General features: G+C 61.3%; 15 protein-coding genes, 1 tRNA gene and 1 pseudogene. 9 read left to right on the top strand and 8 right to left on the bottom strand.

From position 1 onward, the window contains the following. Positions 1 to 231: 231 nt before the first annotated feature. Positions 232 to 1,965, top strand: coding sequence for a gamma-glutamyltransferase (ggt, locus tag O7B34_RS02025; protein WP_337144677.1), 1,734 nt, complete (start codon positions 232 to 234; stop codon positions 1,963 to 1,965). An 83-nt stretch (positions 1,966 to 2,048) separates the two neighbouring features. Here the strand turns inward: ggt and O7B34_RS02020 are convergent, their stop codons facing one another. Next, the gene (locus tag O7B34_RS02020; protein ID WP_084636831.1) at positions 2,049 to 2,390 is read right to left on the bottom strand and encodes a hypothetical protein; all 342 of its coding nucleotides are present in this window, start codon (positions 2,388 to 2,390) and stop codon (positions 2,049 to 2,051) included. 309 nt (positions 2,391 to 2,699) lie between these two features. On the opposite strand from O7B34_RS02020, the pseudogene O7B34_RS02015 reads away from it, so the two are divergent. Further along, a pseudogene (locus O7B34_RS02015) lies at positions 2,700 to 2,837 on the top strand (alpha/beta hydrolase); the annotation flags it as partial. A 9-nt stretch (positions 2,838 to 2,846) separates the two neighbouring features. Here O7B34_RS02015 and O7B34_RS02010 read toward each other — a convergent pair. Both O7B34_RS02010 and O7B34_RS02005 read right to left on the bottom strand, forming a co-directional pair. Then, the gene (locus O7B34_RS02010) at positions 2,847 to 3,281 is read right to left on the bottom strand and encodes a hypothetical protein (protein WP_337144676.1); all 435 of its coding nucleotides are present in this window, start codon (positions 3,279 to 3,281) and stop codon (positions 2,847 to 2,849) included. A 331-nt stretch (positions 3,282 to 3,612) separates the two neighbouring features. Further along, positions 3,613 to 3,909 (bottom strand): adenylate cyclase, encoded by a 297-nt coding sequence (locus tag O7B34_RS02005; RefSeq protein WP_337139391.1) that lies wholly within the window; start codon positions 3,907 to 3,909, stop codon positions 3,613 to 3,615. Between the two features lie 668 nt (positions 3,910 to 4,577). On the opposite strand from O7B34_RS02005, the gene O7B34_RS02000 reads away from it, so the two are divergent. Next, positions 4,578 to 4,799, top strand: a complete 222-nt coding sequence (locus O7B34_RS02000) for a hypothetical protein (protein WP_337144675.1) — start codon at positions 4,578 to 4,580, stop codon at positions 4,797 to 4,799. A 19-nt stretch (positions 4,800 to 4,818) separates the two neighbouring features. Here O7B34_RS02000 and O7B34_RS01995 read toward each other — a convergent pair whose 3' ends face one another. Together O7B34_RS01995 and O7B34_RS01990 are read right to left on the bottom strand one after the other, a co-directional pair. Beyond that, complete coding sequence (locus O7B34_RS01995; RefSeq protein WP_337144674.1) at positions 4,819 to 7,518, bottom strand: EAL domain-containing protein; 2,700 nt, start codon at positions 7,516 to 7,518, stop codon at positions 4,819 to 4,821. 435 nt (positions 7,519 to 7,953) lie between these two features. Beyond that, positions 7,954 to 8,919, bottom strand: a complete 966-nt coding sequence (locus O7B34_RS01990) for an alcohol dehydrogenase catalytic domain-containing protein (protein WP_337144673.1) — start codon at positions 8,917 to 8,919, stop codon at positions 7,954 to 7,956. 99 nt (positions 8,920 to 9,018) lie between these two features. Between O7B34_RS01990 and O7B34_RS01985 the strand changes: the two genes are divergently transcribed. After that, positions 9,019 to 9,924: a LysR family transcriptional regulator gene (locus O7B34_RS01985; RefSeq protein ID WP_337144672.1), complete on the top strand. Its 906-nt coding sequence runs from the start codon at positions 9,019 to 9,021 to the stop codon at positions 9,922 to 9,924. Positions 9,925 to 10,379: 455 nt separating this feature from the next. Here the strand turns inward: O7B34_RS01985 and O7B34_RS01980 are convergent. Both O7B34_RS01980 and O7B34_RS01975 read right to left on the bottom strand, forming a co-directional pair. Further along, a tRNA-Phe gene (locus O7B34_RS01980) sits at positions 10,380 to 10,455 on the bottom strand. A gap of 172 nt (positions 10,456 to 10,627) precedes the next feature. Next, entirely contained in the window at positions 10,628 to 11,500 is an 873-nt protein-coding gene (locus O7B34_RS01975; protein WP_140748163.1) for a helix-turn-helix domain-containing protein, read from the bottom strand. A 104-nt stretch (positions 11,501 to 11,604) separates the two neighbouring features. Here O7B34_RS01975 and O7B34_RS01970 point away from each other — a divergent pair, with 104 nt between their 5' ends. The 5 genes from O7B34_RS01970 to O7B34_RS01950 all read left to right on the top strand — a co-directional run bounded on the left by O7B34_RS01970 (position 11,605) and on the right by O7B34_RS01950 (position 17,816). Further along, positions 11,605 to 12,876 carry an ABC transporter substrate-binding protein gene (locus tag O7B34_RS01970; RefSeq protein ID WP_140504757.1) on the top strand — a complete coding sequence of 424 codons (1,272 nt, stop codon included), beginning with the start codon at positions 11,605 to 11,607 and terminating at the stop codon, positions 12,874 to 12,876. Between the two features lie 94 nt (positions 12,877 to 12,970). After that, entirely contained in the window at positions 12,971 to 13,831 is an 861-nt protein-coding gene (locus O7B34_RS01965; RefSeq protein WP_337144671.1) for a carbohydrate ABC transporter permease, read from the top strand. Beyond that, positions 13,828 to 14,664, top strand: a complete 837-nt coding sequence (locus O7B34_RS01960) for a carbohydrate ABC transporter permease (RefSeq protein WP_337139447.1) — start codon at positions 13,828 to 13,830, stop codon at positions 14,662 to 14,664. Before O7B34_RS01965 ends, O7B34_RS01960 begins: the two co-directional genes overlap by 4 nt. 8 nt (positions 14,665 to 14,672) lie before the next feature. Then, positions 14,673 to 15,752, top strand: coding sequence for an ABC transporter ATP-binding protein (locus O7B34_RS01955; RefSeq protein WP_337144670.1), 1,080 nt, complete (start codon positions 14,673 to 14,675; stop codon positions 15,750 to 15,752). A 36-nt stretch (positions 15,753 to 15,788) separates the two neighbouring features. Beyond that, a complete protein-coding gene (locus O7B34_RS01950; RefSeq protein WP_337144669.1) occupies positions 15,789 to 17,816 on the top strand; it encodes an aldo/keto reductase in 2,028 nt (675 codons plus the stop codon). A 22-nt stretch (positions 17,817 to 17,838) separates the two neighbouring features. Here O7B34_RS01950 and O7B34_RS01945 read toward each other — a convergent pair whose 3' ends face one another. After that, complete coding sequence (locus O7B34_RS01945) at positions 17,839 to 18,747, bottom strand: AraC family transcriptional regulator (protein WP_181165933.1); 909 nt, start codon at positions 18,745 to 18,747, stop codon at positions 17,839 to 17,841. Positions 18,748 to 18,755: the final 8 nt, after the last annotated feature.

The following is an 18,755-nucleotide window of genomic DNA, read 5'->3' as shown; positions in this document are numbered from 1 at the left end:
TGCGGGGGAGATGTCCGGCAGGACAGAGGGGGCGCTGTCCCGCCGACGTCTCAGCTGATTGAGCTGCCTCACAATCAAACCTGGATGAACAAACGTCCGAAGGTTGGCGATCGCTCACGCCCTGTATCTCCCCACAAGCGGGCAGTCACCAACCCGTGAATGTCTTCATTGAAGATGGACTCGATCGCTCCAAGTAGCTCTTCTTAGCAAGCACCACCTGGAGAACCCGCCATGCACCTCACCCGCCGAACGCTGATCGCCCTCAGCCTTTCCATCACCTTCGCCTTTTCGCCATCGGCCTTCGCCGCCTCACCAGCACCGGCCAAGGGCGAGAACGGCATGGTCGTCACGGCCCAGCATCTGGCTTCCGAAGTTGGCGTCGAGGTTCTGAAACAGGGCGGCAATGCTGTCGATGCGGCTGTCGCCGTCGGCTATGCCTTGGCCGTGGTCTACCCCAACGCCGGCAATATCGGTGGCGGCGGCTTCATGACCATCCGCTTCAAGGACGGCAAATCGACCTTCCTTGATTTTCGTGAGCGGGCGCCGCTTGCCGCGACCAAGACCATGTATCTCGACAAGGATGGCAACCCGGTGAAGGGCGCCAGCCTCGACGGCTACCTCGCGGTCGGCGTACCGGGTTCCGTCGCCGGTTTCGAGATGGCGCGCGAGAAATACGGCACCTTGTCCAGGCAGGACCTGATGGCGCCGGCGATAAACTATGCCAAGGACGGGTTCATCCTCAACCAGGGCGATGCAGCCTCATTCGCCGGCGGCGCTGAAAGGTTGGCGAGAGACCCAGCGGCGGCCGCCGCCTTCCTCAAACCCGGTGGCAAGCCCTATGGCATCGGCGAGAAGCTGGTTCAGCCCGACCTTGCAGCGTCGCTCTCGGCGATTTCCGAGAGAGGTCCCGATGCCTTCTACAAAGGCGCCATCGCTGACGCCATCGTCAAGGCGAGCGGCGCCAGGGGCGGTATCCTGGCCAAGGGTGATTTCGAACACTATGCGGTGCGCGAGCTGAAGCCCGTCACCTGCTCCTATCGTGGCTACGAGATCATCTCGTCGCCGCCGCCGAGCTCAGGCGGCGTCATCATCTGCGAAATCCTCAACGTGCTGGAAGGCTACCCGCTGTCCTATCTCGGCGCGGGCTCGGCCGAAACGGTGCATGTCATGGTCGAGGCGATGCGCCACGCCTATGTCGACCGCAACTCGGCTCTCGGCGATCCCGATTTCGTCGACAACCCGGTCTCCAAGCTGCTGGATAAAGCCTATGCCAAGGACATCCGCGACAAGATCGATCCGTTTCGGGCCGGTGTGTCGCAGGACCTGATGCCGAAGGGTTTTGGCGAATCGAAGGAGACGACGCACTATTCGATTATCGACAAGGACGGCAACGCGGTCGCGGTCACCTACACGTTGAACGGCTCGTTCGGCGCCGGCGTAGTGGCGGACGGCACCGGCATCCTGCTCAACAACGAGATGGACGACTTCACCCAGAAACCCGGCGTGCCAAACCTCTATGGCCTCGTCCAGGGCGAAGCCAACGCTATCCAGCCGAAGAAGACGCCGCTGTCCTCGATGAGCCCGACAGTCGTGGCCAGGGACGGCAAGCCGTTCATGGTCATCGGCAGCCCCGGCGGCTCGCGCATCATCACCATCACGCTGGAAGCGATCGTCAACGTCATCGACCACGGCATGAACATCCAGGAGGCGATCGATGCGCCGCGCATTCATCACCAATGGCTGCCCGACACCGTCTATGTCGAGCCGTTCGGGCTTTCGCCCGACACCGAAAGGCTGCTCGCCGGCATGGGCTATCACCTCGACCTCGCTGACCAGAGCTGGGGGCAGGCGGCCGGAATCCTGGTCGGCGGCAAGAGCCTGGCGGAAATCGAGAAGGGCGGTGGCGCGCGCTACAATGGCGCCATCGACAGCCGCGCCGCATCGGGCGAAGCGCTTGGATATTGACAGGCCGCAAGCCTGTTCCTTGCCGGGCGAGGCCGGATTCCACCCTCCGGCACCGGCCTCCGCCTCATGGCCGGCAGGAGCCGTCAGGTCACCAGCGTGACGGTCGATGCAATCAGCATCAGGGCAGCGATGCCGACGAACAGCGCATAGATGCGTGGCCGGTCGAGCAGCAGCGCGTTACCCGATATCCAGGCCGACGTGGCGCCGCCCAGCGCGAAGAGGAAGCCGTTGCGATGGCCGAAAGTCATCGACGCTGCCATCAGCCCGCCGATGATCAGGGCGCCGAACACGATGATCACGGCGACCGCATATTTCTCGAAGTCGTTGTTGCCGATCCCTGGTCCGATCGCGTTCAAATTCGGCAGGTCGTCCGGATCGAAGGGGCTCGCCGACCCGTATTCGTCTTGACCCATGGATTCTCGCATCACTTGATCTCCGCTGACCGGCAACAAACCATCAACGCCTGCCGAGCGCAACCCGATCGCACGTCCCTCTCCGTGTTGACCATTATCTTCAACACTTTCCGGCCGCGCTTGTCACCGATCTTTCGGCCACCTGGCTCGAATGCAACAGGCGTTGCCGCCCGGATGGTACGCCATCGCCCATCCATGTCGACGGTGTCCGGCGGGAGAAAGACAATGCCGCCGATCAATTCAGTGCCGGTAGGCCTTAGGCGGCTGCGGCGGGGAGTCGCAGCGCCCGGCAAATCCCGGCCGGATTGGTCGGCACACTGCTCTCGGGCGATGGCTGAACGCCTCGACGCGCTCCCGGGCCTGCGGGCGAGCTTCGAGTTGGATGCCGGCGAGAACCACATGTCGATCCTGCCGGTGACGGTCAACCGGGCGGTTCAGGCGGCGTTCGCGGTGCGGTAGAATTTCCATTCAGCGCGCCGGCGGCAGTTCGAACAGCTTGGCGCCGTTCTCCTGGCCGCGTTCGACATAGCCGATAATGCCGAACCATCTGGCGACATCGGGCCGCTTGAGCCAGCTGCGCGAGTGGATGGGAAGGTTGCCGGCGAGCGCCTGGATATGCCTGATATGCCGCTTGCAGAAACGGACGGTCGAGCCGCGGAAGAAATCCTCCTGCGCGGCAAACAGCGTGTCGGCGGCGTCGCTGTTTTCATGCCAGGCGATGATCGCCACGGCCTTCTCGCCCTCGACAAGCGCGTGCGCCCGGCCTTCCTTCAAATTCATCATCAGATTGTCGTAGGCGATCTTGCTGTCCTTGCCAGACGCCGCGTACTCGTCCGACATACGCTTGGACAGGCCATGGAAGACGTCCTCGAGATCCCCCAGCGTTGCTGCGCGTGCTCTCATTTCACCTCCTGCAGCCCCGGCAGGGAGTTTGCCCTAGGGATGGTGGGGCGCCAAGCAAATTGAATCCGCCAGAAGCCCGGTGAGAGCAAAGTCGTTCCGTCGACCGATCTTTGTGACGGGGCGGGTACCCACTAAGCCAACGGAAGTCCCGATAAATTCCGAGACCCTAGGGCTAGAAGAGTTCGGAGCAGCAGATTCGCCCCTTTTTCGTGTGGTGCTGACGAGTTTCCCGGCGCCCTTCTCCACGCCGACAAGTGGCGCCAACTTGGCGAATGCGTCGGCCCGGCTGCTTCTGCGGCCGGGCCCGTTGTTTCGCGGACCGTGCTGTCACCTAATGATTATGGGACTGCTGGAAGCCGGCCGCGTCGTATTGAGATACGCTCTTCGGATTTTTCGAGTTTTGTGGCTGGGTGCCGGCGTAATGTGTTCCGGCATTCCCATCCGGGTTGAAGGCTGAGCCCGGAGCAGAGCTGGCGTGGCCGGGGGTTGCACTTCCTGTTTGAGCAGTTCCGATTTCTTGGCTGGGCTGACCTGTCGTGCCCGTCACCGTGTGGACATTGGTGGCCAAAGCCATGCTGGTGGAACCTATGAGCAAGCCTGCCATCATCGGAATGAGGAGATGTTTCATGATCGTTCTCCCAAAAGCATTTGATTTTGGGTGCTCGGGGTTCATGTGAGCACCCGGCGAACTAAAGTTAGAACGCTCTTCGGAGCACCATTCATCCCGACTATCGCAAACTGTGATCTGCTTGTTTCACCGTGACATGCTTTTGGCGGCTTCGGTCTCCAGGTCCTTTAAGGCATCGGGTTCTTTTAAGGCATCAGGGAACAAGAGCCTGTGGATTCCAGTTAACTGGATATGCCAGCCAAGATCAAAGAACCGCAGCCGAAGCCCGGCCCGCAGCCACCCATCAGTCGGCCGGACAAGGCAGCACCGTCAGAGCTTGAGCATATCGACCCGCCACCGCGAGACGTGCGAGAGGCGCCGGCACCAAATCCCAATGGCGACAAGAAGGCCTAGGTTCCGACACGCGAATCGTCTGCAAGGCGGATGCGATACGAGAGCGATCAGGGATCACTTCATAAGCGCTTGATAGTTCTTGGCACGTGATCTGGCAAGATCGTCGTCTCCTTCACGCTCTTTGGTGCAAGGATGTTCGGAATTCTTACTTGTCCGTAACGATCAAAGACAATTAGTTATCACTAATGTATCGACGGATGGATGGCTGATCTGCTAATTTAGGCAGCCGCAAGTCTGACAGACTGGGGCGGAAGCTTCTGCCCACGATCCGTTCGATGCTGGAAACAATGATGCCAAAAGATCCACAGCGGGCCCGTGAGATACAGGATTTCGTCGTCACGGACGTCCTTGAGGAGGCCGGATATTCCGATCGAGGAATTGTTATCACTTTGGTGAATATCCAAGGGAGCCGCCTGCACCTTCACTTAACTGCGGCGATCGGAGAACTGCTTTGTGAGCGCTTCGCCAACGCGCTGGAAGAGAGGTACGGCAAATAGGCGGCTTCGCCAATGAATCTCATTCTGGGGAAGTGTGACCATGTTGCTCCTTGTGGAGCAGTCTCGCGATCCCATGGGCGGAGACCGGCTTGCTGAAATGGTAGCCCTGCATCTCGTCACAGTTGTTTTTGCGCAGGAACGCTATCTGATCGTCTGTTTCGACGCCTTCCGCGATTACACGCAGATTGAGCTTCTGTCCAAGCGAGATCACGGCGCTGGCGACGGCCTGGTCGTTCTCATCGGTAGCGAGATCGTTGATGAAGGATTTATCGATCTTCAGCCGCGCCACCGGAAAGGTCTTCAGTGCACTGAGGCTGGAATAGCCGGTGCCGAAATCGTCGATCGAGATCTGCACGCCAAGGCTCTGCAGCTGGTTCATCGTCGCCACCGCCATTTCGACATCCTGCATGATCAGGCTCTCGGTCACTTCGAGTTCGAGGTATTTCGCCTCCAGGCCGCTGTCCGTCAGCGCATCGACCACGTGGCTGATCAGATTCTTTTCCTTGAACTGCCTTGCCGATACGTTCACGCACACCACCAGCGGTGGCAGGCCTGCGTCCTGCCAGGCCTTGTTTTGCCTGCAGGCTTCGTGCAGCACCCAGTCGCCGATCGGCACGATCAGGCCGGTCTCCTCGGCCATTGGAATAAACTTCATCGGTGCGATCAGTCCGAGGCTCGGATGGTTCCAGCGGATCAACGCCTCGGCAGCAAAGACGTTGCCGGAGCGAAGATCGACCTGCGGCTGGTAGAGCAGTGTGAACTCGGCGCGCGCCAGCGCGTTGCGCAACTCCTCCTGCAGCAGGAATTTCTCCTGGGCCGTCGCGTTGAATTCGGGCGCATAGAACTGGAAATTGTCGCGGCCGAGCTCCTTGGCGCGGTACATAGCGGCATCGGCGTTGGCCAGCAGCATATCCGTCGTGGCGCCGTCATCGGGGTAGTTGGCGACGCCCATGCTGGCCGTTGCCCTGATGTGATGTTCACCCAGACAAACGGGCTCGGCGATTGTGGTCCGGATCTTCTGCAAAGTCGCGGCAATGAGGTCGACATTCGGATCCTGATCGAAGAGGACGACGACGAATTCGTCGCCGCCCAGCCGCACGACGGTATCGGTCGCCCTGACGCATTCGACCATGCGGCTGGCGACGGCCTTCAACAGCATATCTCCGGCGTTGTGGCCGAGCGTATCGTTAACCAGCTTGAAATTGTCCAGATCGATGAACACCACGCTCACCCAGCGGCCGTAGCGCTGGGCATAGAGGATGGCCTGCGAGAGCCTGTCGCCGAGCAGGGCGCGGTTGGGCAGCCCGGTCAGCGCGTCGTGGTTGGCCATGAAATGGATGCGGTCTTCGGCAAGCTTGCGCTCGATAGCGATGCCGGCGATGCGGGTGGTGAAATCGATGAGATTGCTCTCGGCCTTTGTCGGCTCGCGCACCGTCTTCGAATACATGGCAAAGACGCCGAGCACCACGCCGGTATGCGAGAGGATCGGCGTCGACCAGCAGGAACGGTAGCCATAGGGCCTCACCAGATCGCGAAAATCCTCCCACAAGGGATCGCTCACAATATCGGTGACGATGATAGGCTCGCGCCGGTGGGCGGCGGTGCCGCAGGAGCCAACCTTGGGGCCGATGCGGATGCCGTCGATGGCGTGAGTGTACTCCTTCGCCAGGCTGGGCGCCGCACCGTGGTGCAGATGAGCGCCGTCCTCGTCGAGCAGCAGCACCGAGCCGACTATACCGCTCAGTTGCGACTCGATGAGGCGCATCAGACGTTCGAGCACCTCAGGAAGCGGCGCACTTGTCGCGATCATTTCCAGGATATGCGCCTGTCCATCCCGCAGATCGTCCGCTTGCTTGCGCGCCGTGATGTCGCGGGCGATGCCGATCAGGCCGAAAATTTCATCCCCGGCGTTTCGCAGGGGTACTTTCGTCGATGACAGCCATTTGCCGGTGCCCGAAGCATCGACGATGAATTCCTCCCTGTCGACCATCGGCTGGCCGCTGCGCAGCAGGTCCTGCTCGCTGGCACGGAACTGCCGGGCGAGTTCGGGCGCGTGCAGGTTGAAGTCGTTGAGGCCGATCATCTCGCTCGGGTCTCTGCCATGGTCCGCGGCGAGGGCCTTGTTGGCCACGACGAATCGGCTTTCGGAATCCTTGACCCACAGATAGTCGGGAACCCAGTCGATCAGCGCCTGCAGCGAGACGCGTTCGCTGACCATCACGCGGCTGGCGGCGATCTCAGTGACGTCCTCATGCGTCGCCACCCATCCCCCATCGGGCATCGGCTGATGGCCGACTTGGATGGTGCGGCCGTCCTTGAGTTCGGTGGTCCAGGTCCTCGAACTGGTGCTCGAATTGATCGAACGGGCGAAAGCCAGATAGGCTTTGCCGTCCATCGCCAATGTTCCGGCAGCGAGCCGGTGTTCGATGATGTCGGCAAGTCTCATGCCCGCCTGCAGCTTTCCCGGCGCGATGCGGTAGATCTCGGCGTAGCGGCGGTTGCACAGGATCAGCCGCTCATCGACATCGAAGAAGCAGATGCCTTGCGGGATGTTGTCGATCGCCATCTCGAAGCGTCGTGCCTGGGCTTCGAGCTCGGCAATCGTGGCCCTGAGCTCGCGCTCCAGGGTTTCATAGGAGGCAACGGCCAGCTGCGATAGCGCGGCCAGATGGGTCTGACCGGCTGTCTCCACAGCGGTCCTTGACGATTCCGCGACCAAGTAGCGTTCTCCAATTCGGCCTGCCGAGCAAAACAATTTGGCCGGGAATGAGCTAAGATCGTCGCCATGTTAATTGATGTCTACTAATTGTCCGTGAACATCTTCCGCACTCGTAGTAGCTTCCCTGGCGGTTCGACGGTCTCCCGATCGGCGAATACAGCGCAGCAAAATCCTGCTCCAGCGAGAGTCTTGGCTTTGAGGCAAGGGGCAATCCTGCCCAACAAAAATATCAACTAAATATTTCTGTGGATTGGTTCGACTCCAATACTATTCGCCGTATGACGTCAGCTGACCCCCTTCGAGGTCGAAAGCTCTTGCGAGCGCAGGCAGGTTCGTAACCCGAGCTATCCACCTCATGTCCGAAAATGTCCGTCAGATAGTGCTCGGCCTGCGGGCGTTCGCGCATCGCGCTGTCTCTTCAGTTCAATCGCAAGATTAGATGAGCACGACCTTGCCTTCACCGGCACTCGCCCGCGCGTGCGGCAATGCCGTGGCGAATTCCTCAAGGTTATATCGGGCAACGACCGGCAGCTTTTCGGGGTATCGCGAAAGGACGGACCAGCAGTCCTTCGCTGCGGCCGCCAAGGTTTCGGTGCTCGCCTTGTTCTGCCAGACGCTTACAGCGAACCCGCGCCAGCGCAGCGCTCTGTAGAGCAAGGCCGATGCCTTGATCTCGATCGGGCGATCGTCGAGTACGCCGTACGAAAATAGGTTCGCTCCCACAGCCGCTCGCGCGATCAGGGCGAGCGTGTCGGGCCCTCCGACTGGATCGAGGATCAGGTCGTAAGGCTTGGCCTCCGCGAGCGCATGGGCGACGTTGTCGCCAATACCTAGTGTCCTATCTTCCGAATCGCACAGCTTGTAGCTGCCGTGGTGCCGATAGAGCCGTTCGACGACAGCCCCTCGCTCGCGGGACAGTTGATCAGCCACGGCGGCGACGACTGATCGCGCTGCAGTTAAGAGCACTCGCTGTCCGGACTTAACCGAAGCGAGATCCAGGAGACCCCAAGCGGTCAGCGGATTGAGCGGAAACTGGCAGACGACATCGTCGGAGAGCCGGTCCGCGAATTCGGTCGGAACCGGATAGATTCGCGCAATTGGCACTGCTGCGTACTCAGCCCAAGCGCCTGGGCTGCGAAATGCAACGCGCTGCCCTACCTCCAGTTCGCCTATGTCGGCGCCGACTGCTTCGACAATACCCGCTCCGTCGAATCCGGCGACCTGCGGGTAAAACGGCTTTATTGAATATTTGTCAGCGACGAACAGCAAGTCGGCCGGCTGGATGACGCGGGTCGTGACGCGCACGAGGGCCTCTCGCGGACCGCACGCGGGATCAGGCATTTCCCTGTTCTCGAGAACCTCCTCAGCAACTCCGGGCCTATCAAACACAATAGCTTTCATCAAACGCCCCATCCTCGATAATTCTGAGTGGAAGGTTGCGCGCAAAGTTGATACAGTCAAAGACTGATTTGAGATAAGTTAATACTCGACGGGTATGAAATGGAGCTTCGGCACCTGCGCTACTTTCTGGCTGTCGCTGATTGCGGGCACGTCACACGCGCAGCGCAGCGCCTGCACATCTCTCAACCGCCCTTGAGCCGTGCGATACGCGAGCTGGAGATCGAGCTCGGCGTTGATCTGTTCGTGCGCCAACGACAACGGATTGCTCTGACACCGGCCGGTGTAGCAATGGTCGAAGACGCGAAAGCCGTTGTCGCAAAGGCGGATGGTCTAATCCGCCATGCGCGTGCGCTATCAAGCGGTGAGAGTGGGCGAATTCGTGTAGGTTACGTCGATGGCGCCATGCAGGGCGGCGTCCTCAGCGCTCATCTGCGAAATCTTCGGAGTCATTGCCCCACTCTTGTCGTCGATCTCGTGGCCGCCAGCACAGAAACGCAGCTTAAAGCGCTTGCCGACAACCAGCTCGATATCGCAATTCTCTACACGCCGCGCGAATGGCCCGACGGCATTGCCTGCAGCAAGCTCCTTTCCGACGGCATGAAGCTTGTTTTGTCGACTGACGACGCCCTGGTTTCAAGACGTGCGATTGCGCCGTCGGATCTCGAAGCAAGTTCGTGGGTTGCCCTTCCCAGAGAGGGCGACGCTTATTGGCGCGATCGTTTCCTGCAACAATGCGCAACTGCCGGATTCTGCCCGGATATTCGGTATGAAGTTGCGCAGCTCTCGGCGCTGCTGGGACTTGTCGAAGCAGGCGCAGGACGTGCCTTTGCGCAAGCCAGCATCTCTCGTGCCGGAAACCAGGGCCTTGTCCTAAGATCGCTGCCATGGTGGAAGTACACGGTCGACTATTGGCTTGCCTGGCGTCGGCACAGCCCAGTGCCTTCGGTTGGGCAATTCCTCAAGGCCAACCGCGTCACGGACAGCGTGAAGTCGCGGTACGACTAACTTAACCTGATAGCTCAAGCGGTTGCGTGGCAGAGGGAATTACTCGCTTACGTCGATCTCGGATAGTTGCAGTTCTTGTTGTGCGCCACGCTCACGTGTAACAGTTGTAAATGCATTCAAAAATTGGATTTGAGTGAGCGCTGGTGGCGGGCATCGGGGCATGTTGTATATGCCCTTCCGTCACCATCACGCTCGGTCACCAGAATGCTCAGTGAGTCGACGGACGACAATGCACCCTGTTCTTTTCATCCCGCGCACCAAAGTTCATCGGTGAGATAATGGACCACCTTCGACGACGGCATATGGCTCGTCAGCTTCATGCATTATGATCTGGGATACATAGACTTGGAACAGAGGACCCTGCAGACCATCGACAACCCGTTCGGCACGAGGTTGTCACCCATGTCTCCGGTATAAACCGTAACCTATGTGTCCAGAATGGACCCGAGAGGTGATGGTGCCCAGAGGCGGATTCGAACCACCGACACGCGGATTTTCAGTCCGCTGCTCTACCAACTGAGCTATCTGGGCCTGTTCCGGCTAACGAAAACTCGTGCTCCGGATTTCATAAAGGCGCCGTGGGCACCCCTTGAAAGCGCGTGGGTTATAGCATGGGAATCCGGCCTGTCCAGCGCCCAGATGTGGATTTCCAGCAGGAAAAGAAATGCCGCCCGATGGGCTGGTTTCCATGCCGTGCGCCCGCCTATCTGGCGCTTGCCAGTCCCTTGCGGAAGTCGGATGGCGTCATGCCGGCGAGCTTGCGGAAGGATTTGTTGAAGGCGCTGAGCGAGCCGAAGCCACTATCCATGGCCACGCGCAGCACATTGGCGTCCTGATGCATCAACAGCGCCTGCGCGTAGCTCAGGCGCAGAAGGTTGACATATTCGTTGAGCGTCATGCCGGTCGATTTCTTGAACAGGCTCATGGCGTATTTGGGGTGGATGTCGGCGGCCGCCGCTATGTTCACGCAATCGATGTCGTAGAGGAAATTCTCGGCGATGAAATCGCACATGCGCCCGACATTGCGCGACGACTGCTGATCGAAGGGGCTGCCCGCTTCCTGCCCGGCGGCGTTTCCCGGCACCAGCCGGTAGGGCTCGAACCGCACCCGCTCCAGCCGCAGCAGAAGTTCGTTGACGGCGTGCTCGGCCTTGGCCGGATCGCCTGAGCGGGCATAGCGGTTCCAGCGAGCGAAATTGTCGTTGTCGGATTGATCGGTGGCGCTGGTCACCAGCGTCGCGCCCGTCATCAGCCGATGGCGTATGTCCGCCGGTAGGTGCAGCCGAAAGAAATGCACCAGCGGCAGATGCGCGCCGGCATAGACGGCGTCGTCGCTCAAATCGTCCATCTGATGCGGCAAGCCGCCCCAGAACAGGCACATCTCGCCGGCCGAAAGCGATATTTCGTGCTCGTTCATGCGGTAGTGGACGGAGCCGCGGACGATGAAATTCACCTCGACCTGGGCATGCCAATGCGGCTTCAGCATCACCAGCGGGTTGGTGTGGAACATCTGCAGCGCCAGCGGAAAACCCTCAACGCTGCTGGCGCCGGGCTGGTAAAACGGCCTGTCGGGCATCTTACTTTCCGCCAATTCCATATTCCCTCTGTCAGGGACAGGCCCTTACCGGTGCCTAGTCTAGCCACGCTCACAGAGAGAGCAAATGAAATGGGAGGATTTCAATGCGCATCACACTGTCCTGCGCCGCGCTAGCGCTTGCCCTGGGCTCCGCCCCGGCCTTCGCGCAATCCGGCGAAATCACGATCTGGAGCTGGAACATTGCCGCTTCATCCCTGAAGGCAACGGTTGCCGGTTTCAACAAGCTGCATCCCGACATCAAAGTCACGGTCCAGGATCTCGGCAACCAGCCGACCTATGACAAGTCGATCGCCGGATGCGCGGCTGGCGGCGTCGGCTTGCCCGATATCGTCACCATCGAGAATGGCGAGGCCGAGAATTACTGGAGCCAGTTCCCCGACTGTTTCGTCGACCTGCATACGCTGGGCTATACGGCGGAAGACCAGAAGAAATTTCCCGATTTCAAGCGCACCGAACTCGAAGTCGGCGACAAGGCCTATGCGATGCCGTGGGATTCCGGCCCGGTCGCCGCCTTCTATCGCCGCGACTTCTATGAGAAGGCCGGCGTCGATCCGGCATCGATCAAGACCTGGGACGATTTCATCGCCGCCGGCAAGAAAATCCAGGCCGCCAATCCAGGGGTCTCGATGACCAATGCCGATTTCAACGGCGACAGTGAATTCTTCCGCATGATCTCCAACGAACAGGGCTGCGCCTATTTCGCCGAGGACGGCCAGTCGATCACGGTCAACCAGCCCAAATGCGTCGACGCCATGACCAAGGTCAAGGAGATGAAGGACGCCGGCATCGTCTCGTCCGCCGACTGGGGCACCAAGATCACCAACAACACCGCCGGAGCCGTCGCTACCCAGGTCTATGGCGGCTGGTACGAGGGCACTATCCGCACCGAATCGGCGGGCGAAAACGGCAAATGGGGCGTCTACCTGATGCCGAGCCTGACCGCGGACGGCCCGCGCGCCGCCAATCTCGGCGGCTCCTCGCTCGCCATCACTTCGGCGTCGAAGAACAAGGAAGCGGCCTACGAGTATTTGAAATACACGCTCGGCACCAATGAAGGCCAGATCACCATGCTGAAGGAGTTCGGTCTTGTCCCCTCGCTGGTCTCGGCCCTGAACGACCCCTATGTCAGCCAGGGCCTGCCCTACTGGGGTGGCCAGGCGGTGTGGAAGGATATTCTGGGCACCTTGCCCAAGGTTGTTCCGAGCCGCGGCACGCAGTTCCAGAGCGATGCCGAGATCATCGTCCGCGCGGTGCAGACCAAATATCTCGCCGGCGGCTATCCCGACGCCAAGGCGGCACTCGACGACGCCGCTAGCCAGATCGCCTCGGCGACTGGGCTGCCTGTCAAGTCCTGACCTCCCGGGACGGGGTCCGGGATGGCAGAAGTGCCGTCCTGGACCCGCCACTTGCTCGCTTGTCTTGAACACCAGGGATGAAGGAGGAGAAAAGATGCGCAACCGCAATGCCACGGCCTATCGCTTCCTCACGCCCTATCTCCTGATCTTCGCCATCTTCTGGGTGTGGCCGATCATCTCCTCGTTCCTGATCTCGTTCCAGGCGACGCGTACCGTGCCGTGGCGCTTCGCACCGGGTTTCAACTGGGGCCGGCTCATGGGCGACCCTGCCTTCTTCAACGCGCTGAAGAACACGCTGCTCATCCTCGTCATCCAGGTTCCGGTGATGATCGCCCTGGCCATGGTGATGGCGGTGTTGCTGAATTCGCCGCTGCTCAAGGCGCGCGGCCTCTACCGCTTCGCCTTCTTCGCCCCGGTCGTCGTCGGCGAGGTCGCCTATTCCGCGGTGTTCCGGCTGATGTTCAGCCTCGATTTCGGCATCGTCAACAAGCTCTTGAACAGCATCGGCCTGCCGAAGGTCGACTGGTTCTCCAATGTCACGCCGGCCATGGCGCTGATCATGATCGCGGTCACCTGGCGCTGGGCCGGGTACAACGCCATTATCCTGCTGGCAGGCATGCAATCCATTCCCGATGATGTCTACGAGGCGGCGACGCTCGACCGGGTGAGCAAGCTCAAGCAATTCTTCTACATCACCCTGCCGCTGTTGAAGCCGGTCATCGTCTTCTGCGCCGTGCTGTCGATCATCGGCACCATGCAATTGTTCACCGAGCCGTTCCTGATCACCGAGCGCGGCGGGCCGGGCGGCGGCACAGAGACGCTCGGCCTGCTGCTTTACCGCCAGGGTTTCCGCTCGCTCAACTTCGGCTACGCCTCGGCCGTCGCCTACACCATGGCGGGGCTCGCCATCGCGATCACGCTGGTGCAGCTTTGGCTGACGAGGGAACCGAAATGAGTTCGCTCTCATCGGCAAAACTGAAACGAAGCATCGCACTGCACCTCTTCCTGACGCCCTTGGCGCTGATCTGGCTGTTTCCGCTGTGGATGATGGTGGTGTTCTCGACCATGCCCGACAACGGCATCTTCAGCCCCGGCATCGAACTGTTGCCGCACGGCAATTTCATCGACAATTTCAACAATCTGCAGCGCGACACCGACTTCGTCGGCGCGATCATCATCTCCGTTTGCGTGGCGGTGACCTACACCGTCCTGTCGGTGCTTCTGACCTCGATGGCCGGATGGGCGCTGGCCCGCTACCAGTTCTTCGGCAAAAGCGTCGTCGTCGCCATCATCCTGGGCACCATCACGCTGCCCTATGCGGTGGTGCTGATCCCGCAATTCATCATGGTGGCGCGTGACTTCAAGCTCGCCAACACATGGGTGGCGCTGATCGTGCCGCCGCTGTTCAATTCGCTTGGCGTGCTGTTCATGCGCCAGAGCTTTTCCATGATGCCGGACGATCTGTTCGATGCCGCCCGCGTCGAGGGCGTCAAGGAGTGGCGCATCTTCGTCTTCATCGCCTTGCCGCTAGCGCGGCCGATGCTGGCCGCACTCTGCATCATCCTGTTCCTCGCCTCCTGGAACAATTATCTGTGGCCGCTTTTGATCAACAGCCAGCCGGGTTCGATGACAGCACCCGTGGCGCTCGGCACGCTGATCGGCCTGACCAAAGTGTCGTGGGGTGGCATCATGGCGGGCGCGGTGATGCTGACCGTGCCGATGCTCATCGTCTTCGTGCTCCTGCAGCGTCATTTCATCGCCGGCATCGCCGCCGGCGCAGTCAAATAAGGAGCAGAATGGCAACCGTCACGCTCACCAATGTCGCCAAGCGCTTCGGCGCGTTCGAGGTCGTCCACGGTGCCAACATCGACATCGCCGATGGCGAGTTCGTCGTCTTCGTCGGCCCGTCGGGCTGCGGCAAGTCCACGCTGCTCAGGATGATCGCCGGGCTGGAGGACATCAGCGGCGGCGAGATCGCCATCGGTGGCAAGGTGGTCAATGATGTCGAGCCCGCCGACCGCGGCATCGCGATGGTGTTCCAGTCCTACGCGCTTTATCCGCATATGAGCGTCGAACAGAACCTCTCCTTCGGGTTGCGCATGACCGGTAACCCCAAGGCCGACACCGAGCGGCGGGTGAAGCGCGCGGCCGAGATCCTGCGCATCAGCGAATTGATGGAGCGCCGCCCCAAGAAACTTTCCGGTGGCCAGCGCCAGCGTGTCGCCATCGGCCGCGCCATCGTGCGCGAGCCGCAGGTGTTCCTGTTCGACGAGCCGCTCTCCAATCTCGATGCCGAACTGCGCGTCCAGATGCGGGTCGAGATCTCAAGGCTGCATAAGGAACTCGGCGCCACCATGGTCTATGTCACCCATGACCAGACCGAGGCGATGACGCTCGCCGACCGGATCGTCGTGCTGCGCGCCGGCCATATCGAGCAGATCGGCAGGCCGCTCGAACTCTATGACAATCCCGACAATATTTTCGTGGCCGGCTTTGTCGGCTCACCGAAGATGAACTTCATCAAGGCCCATATTGTCGGGCGTGATGCAAAAGGTGTTGTGGTCGAATTGGCGGGCGAGGAGAGGACCCGTGTCGTCCAGCCGTTGACAGGCGTCGCGCCCGAGCCGGGCAGCAAGGTCATCGTCGGCGTGCGGCCCGAACATTTCGGCGTTGCCGGTGAAGGCGACGCTGACCTTTCCGTCGCCATCGACGTGGTCGAGCACCTGGGCGGCACGAGTTTTCTCTACGCCAGGACGGCCCATGGCGAGGACGTGGTGATCCAGCGCGACGCGGCAAAGGTCCCCGAGACATCAGATGTCACCGTTTCCATCCGCAAATCCTACCTGTTCGACGAAAAAGGGATGCGGCTGCGCTGACCGGCCGCCCCTTTCCCAGCCCGCAAGGAGAATGACATGACTGCATCAACGCCCATTCGCTGGGGCATTCTTGGGCCGGGCGGCATCGCCAAGGCCTTTGCCGGCGGCGTCGCCGGTTCGCGCACCGGTAAACTGGTTGCCATCGGCGCGCGCAATCCCGGCAAGCCGGGCCTGGCCGAGAGCTTTCCCGGCGCCCGCATCCTCGACGGTTATGACGCTCTTCTTGCCGATCCGGAGATCGATGCGATCTATATCGCGGTCCCGCATCCAGGCCATGCGCAATGGGCGATCAGGGCGGCGGAAGCCGGAAAGCATGTGCTCTGCGAAAAGCCGCTCGGGCTGACGGCCTTCGAGGCCGACGCCATGATGCATGCGGCGCGCAAGGCCGGCACCTTCCTCGGCGAAGCCTTCATGTACCGGCTGCATCCGCAGACGCTGCAACTGGTCGACTTGATCAAGTCCGGCGTCATCGGCGAGATCAGGATGATCAAGTCGAGCTTCGGCTTCGCCATGCCTGATTTCATGCCGCGGCACCGGCTCTACGACAACGATCTCGCCGGCGGCGGCATTCTCGATGTCGGCGGCTATCCCGTTTCGATGGTGCGCCTGATTGCCGGCGCTGCCGCTGGAGAGCCATTCGCCGAACCCGACAAAGTCGCCGGCACCGCCCATCTTGGTCAATCCGGTGTCGACGAATGGGCCTCCGCTGTCCTGCATTTTCCCGGCGGTATCGTCGCAGAGGTCTCCTGCAGCATCTCGCTCAACCAGGACAATGTCCTGCGTATCTTCGGCACCAAGGGGCGTATCGAGGTGCCCGACTTCTGGTTCGCCGGCGGCGACCGCGATGTCGGCCCAGGCCGGATCCACGTGATCGGTGCCGACGGCGCGCAAGAGACCATCAGCGTCAACGAGAAGCGCCATGTCTATTCCTTCGAGGTCGATGCCGCCGGCGAGGCGATCCGCGCCGGGCGTCCGGAATTCGCCTGGCCGGGCATGGGCTGGGCCGACAGCCTCGGCACCTTGCGCGTGCTTGACAGATGGCGCGCGGCGGTCGGGCTGGAATATGAGATCGAGAAGGCCTCGCTGCGCACCAACACCATCTCCGGGCGACCCTTGCGCCCGGGCGGCACCGCGATCGGCAAGCGCACCATTCCGGGCCTGGCGAAGCCGGCCTCCGTGGTGGCGCTCGGCTTCGAGGATTTCCGCACCTTTTCCTCCGGGTCGATCCTGCTCGACGCCTTTTTCGAAGCCGGCGGCAATCTCTTCGACACCGGCTATGTCTATGGCGGCGGCTACACCGAGACGCTGCTCGGCCAATGGCTGAGGAACCGTGGCGTGCGCGAGCAATCGGTTGTTATCGCCAAGGGAGCGCATTCGCCGCTCTGCTATCCCGACGTGATCGGCAAGCAGCTTGCCCAGTCGCTCGACCGCCTGCAGACCGACCATGTCGATATCTATTTCATGCATCGCGACAATCCGGACGTGCCGGTCGGCGAATTCGTCGACGCCATGGACCGCGAGGTCAAGGCCGGGCGCATTCGCGGCCCCTTCGGCGGCTCGAACTGGACGATGCAGCGCATGGACGAGGCGATTGCCTATGCCGAGCGAACCGGCAAGCAGAAGCCCGGCGTGCTCTCCAACAATTTTTCGTTGGCCGAAATGCTGGAGCCGATCTGGGCTGGTTGTGTCACCTCCTCCACCGATGACTGGAAGGCCTGGCTGACATCCAGGCAGATGCCGAACTTTGCCTGGTCGAGCCAGGGACGCGGCTTCTTCACCGATCGCGCCGGGCGCGACAGGCTGGACAGCGAGGAACTGGTGCGGGTCTGGTACTCCGAGCGCAATTTCGGCCGCCGCGACCGCGCGATCGAACTCGCCGCCCGGCTGCGCAAGAGCCCGATCCATATTGCGCTGGCCTATGTGCTCAACCAGCCTTTCCCATCGATTCCGCTGATCGGGCCGCGCACGCTTGGCGAACTGGACGACAGTCTGCGGGCGCTGGACATCGCGCTTTCGCCTGTCGAACTCGAGTGGCTGGACGGCGGCAGCCTGCACGCGGCCTGACAAAACGCGGCCCCAAGCGGCGTCAGGTCTCGTCGTCCGACAGTCTGACGCCGCGCCTGGCCGGGGTTCGCAAGCTGGCATACATGCCGGTCGTGCGGAACTGGCTGGGCGTCGTGCCGTAGAGCCGGCGGAAGACCTTCGAAAAATAATTCGCGTCCTCGAAACCGCACAGGATGGCGACCTCCTTTACCGGCAGGAAGTCCGCTTTCGTCAAAAGCTTCGCGGCCCGTTGCAGCCGCTGCTGCAGTACGAACTCGGCGGGCGGCAGGCCCTCGCTCTCGGCGAAACAGCGCGAGAAATGGGCCCGGCTGAGCCCGCTGATCTGGACGAGGTCCGCCACCGGCAGGGCTTTGTCGAGATTGGCGTTGATGTGATCGATGACCGGCTGCATCGCGCTCTGTTTTTCGGCAAAGGCATGCGAGCCGAACACATCGTCATAGAGTGCCATCGCCGCCTCGTAGGCGATGGCCGAAGCAGCACCTGGCGAAGCGGCCCCCTTGATGAGACGCAGGCTGCAATCGGCAAGATGATCGATCGTCGCCGGCTGCAGCCGAAAGACCGGTCCCGACACGTCGAGGATCGACTTGTGGATGCGCAACGCCTCCTCGCCGTTCATCGAGATCCAGAAATATTCCCAGCGCTCGTCCCTGGCCAGCCAGTAGCGGTGGTTGTGCGGCACCAGCACCAGCAGCGTGTCGTTCGTCTGCAGGCGGTAATCGCGGTTCTCGTAGCGCAGCCGGCCGGTGCCGCTGATCGTATGCTGCAGTACGGTGAATGGTGTCTGGCCGCGCTTTCGCCCGTCCCAGTCATAGGTCACGTCCTCGCGCACCTCATAGCCCGTGCTTGTCGGCATGGCATGCAGGCGCTGGCGGCCGCGCGGCAGCGAGACCGTCCGCATCGACTGTCCGTTGGCGATCAAATCCCGCAGCACAAAATTAC

Origin of the sequence: Mesorhizobium sp. Cs1299R1N3 (genome assembly GCF_037179625.1) — a bacterium.
GTDB lineage: Bacteria > Pseudomonadota > Alphaproteobacteria > Rhizobiales > Rhizobiaceae > Mesorhizobium > Mesorhizobium salmacidum.
This window is presented reverse-complemented; position numbering and strand designations above follow the sequence as displayed.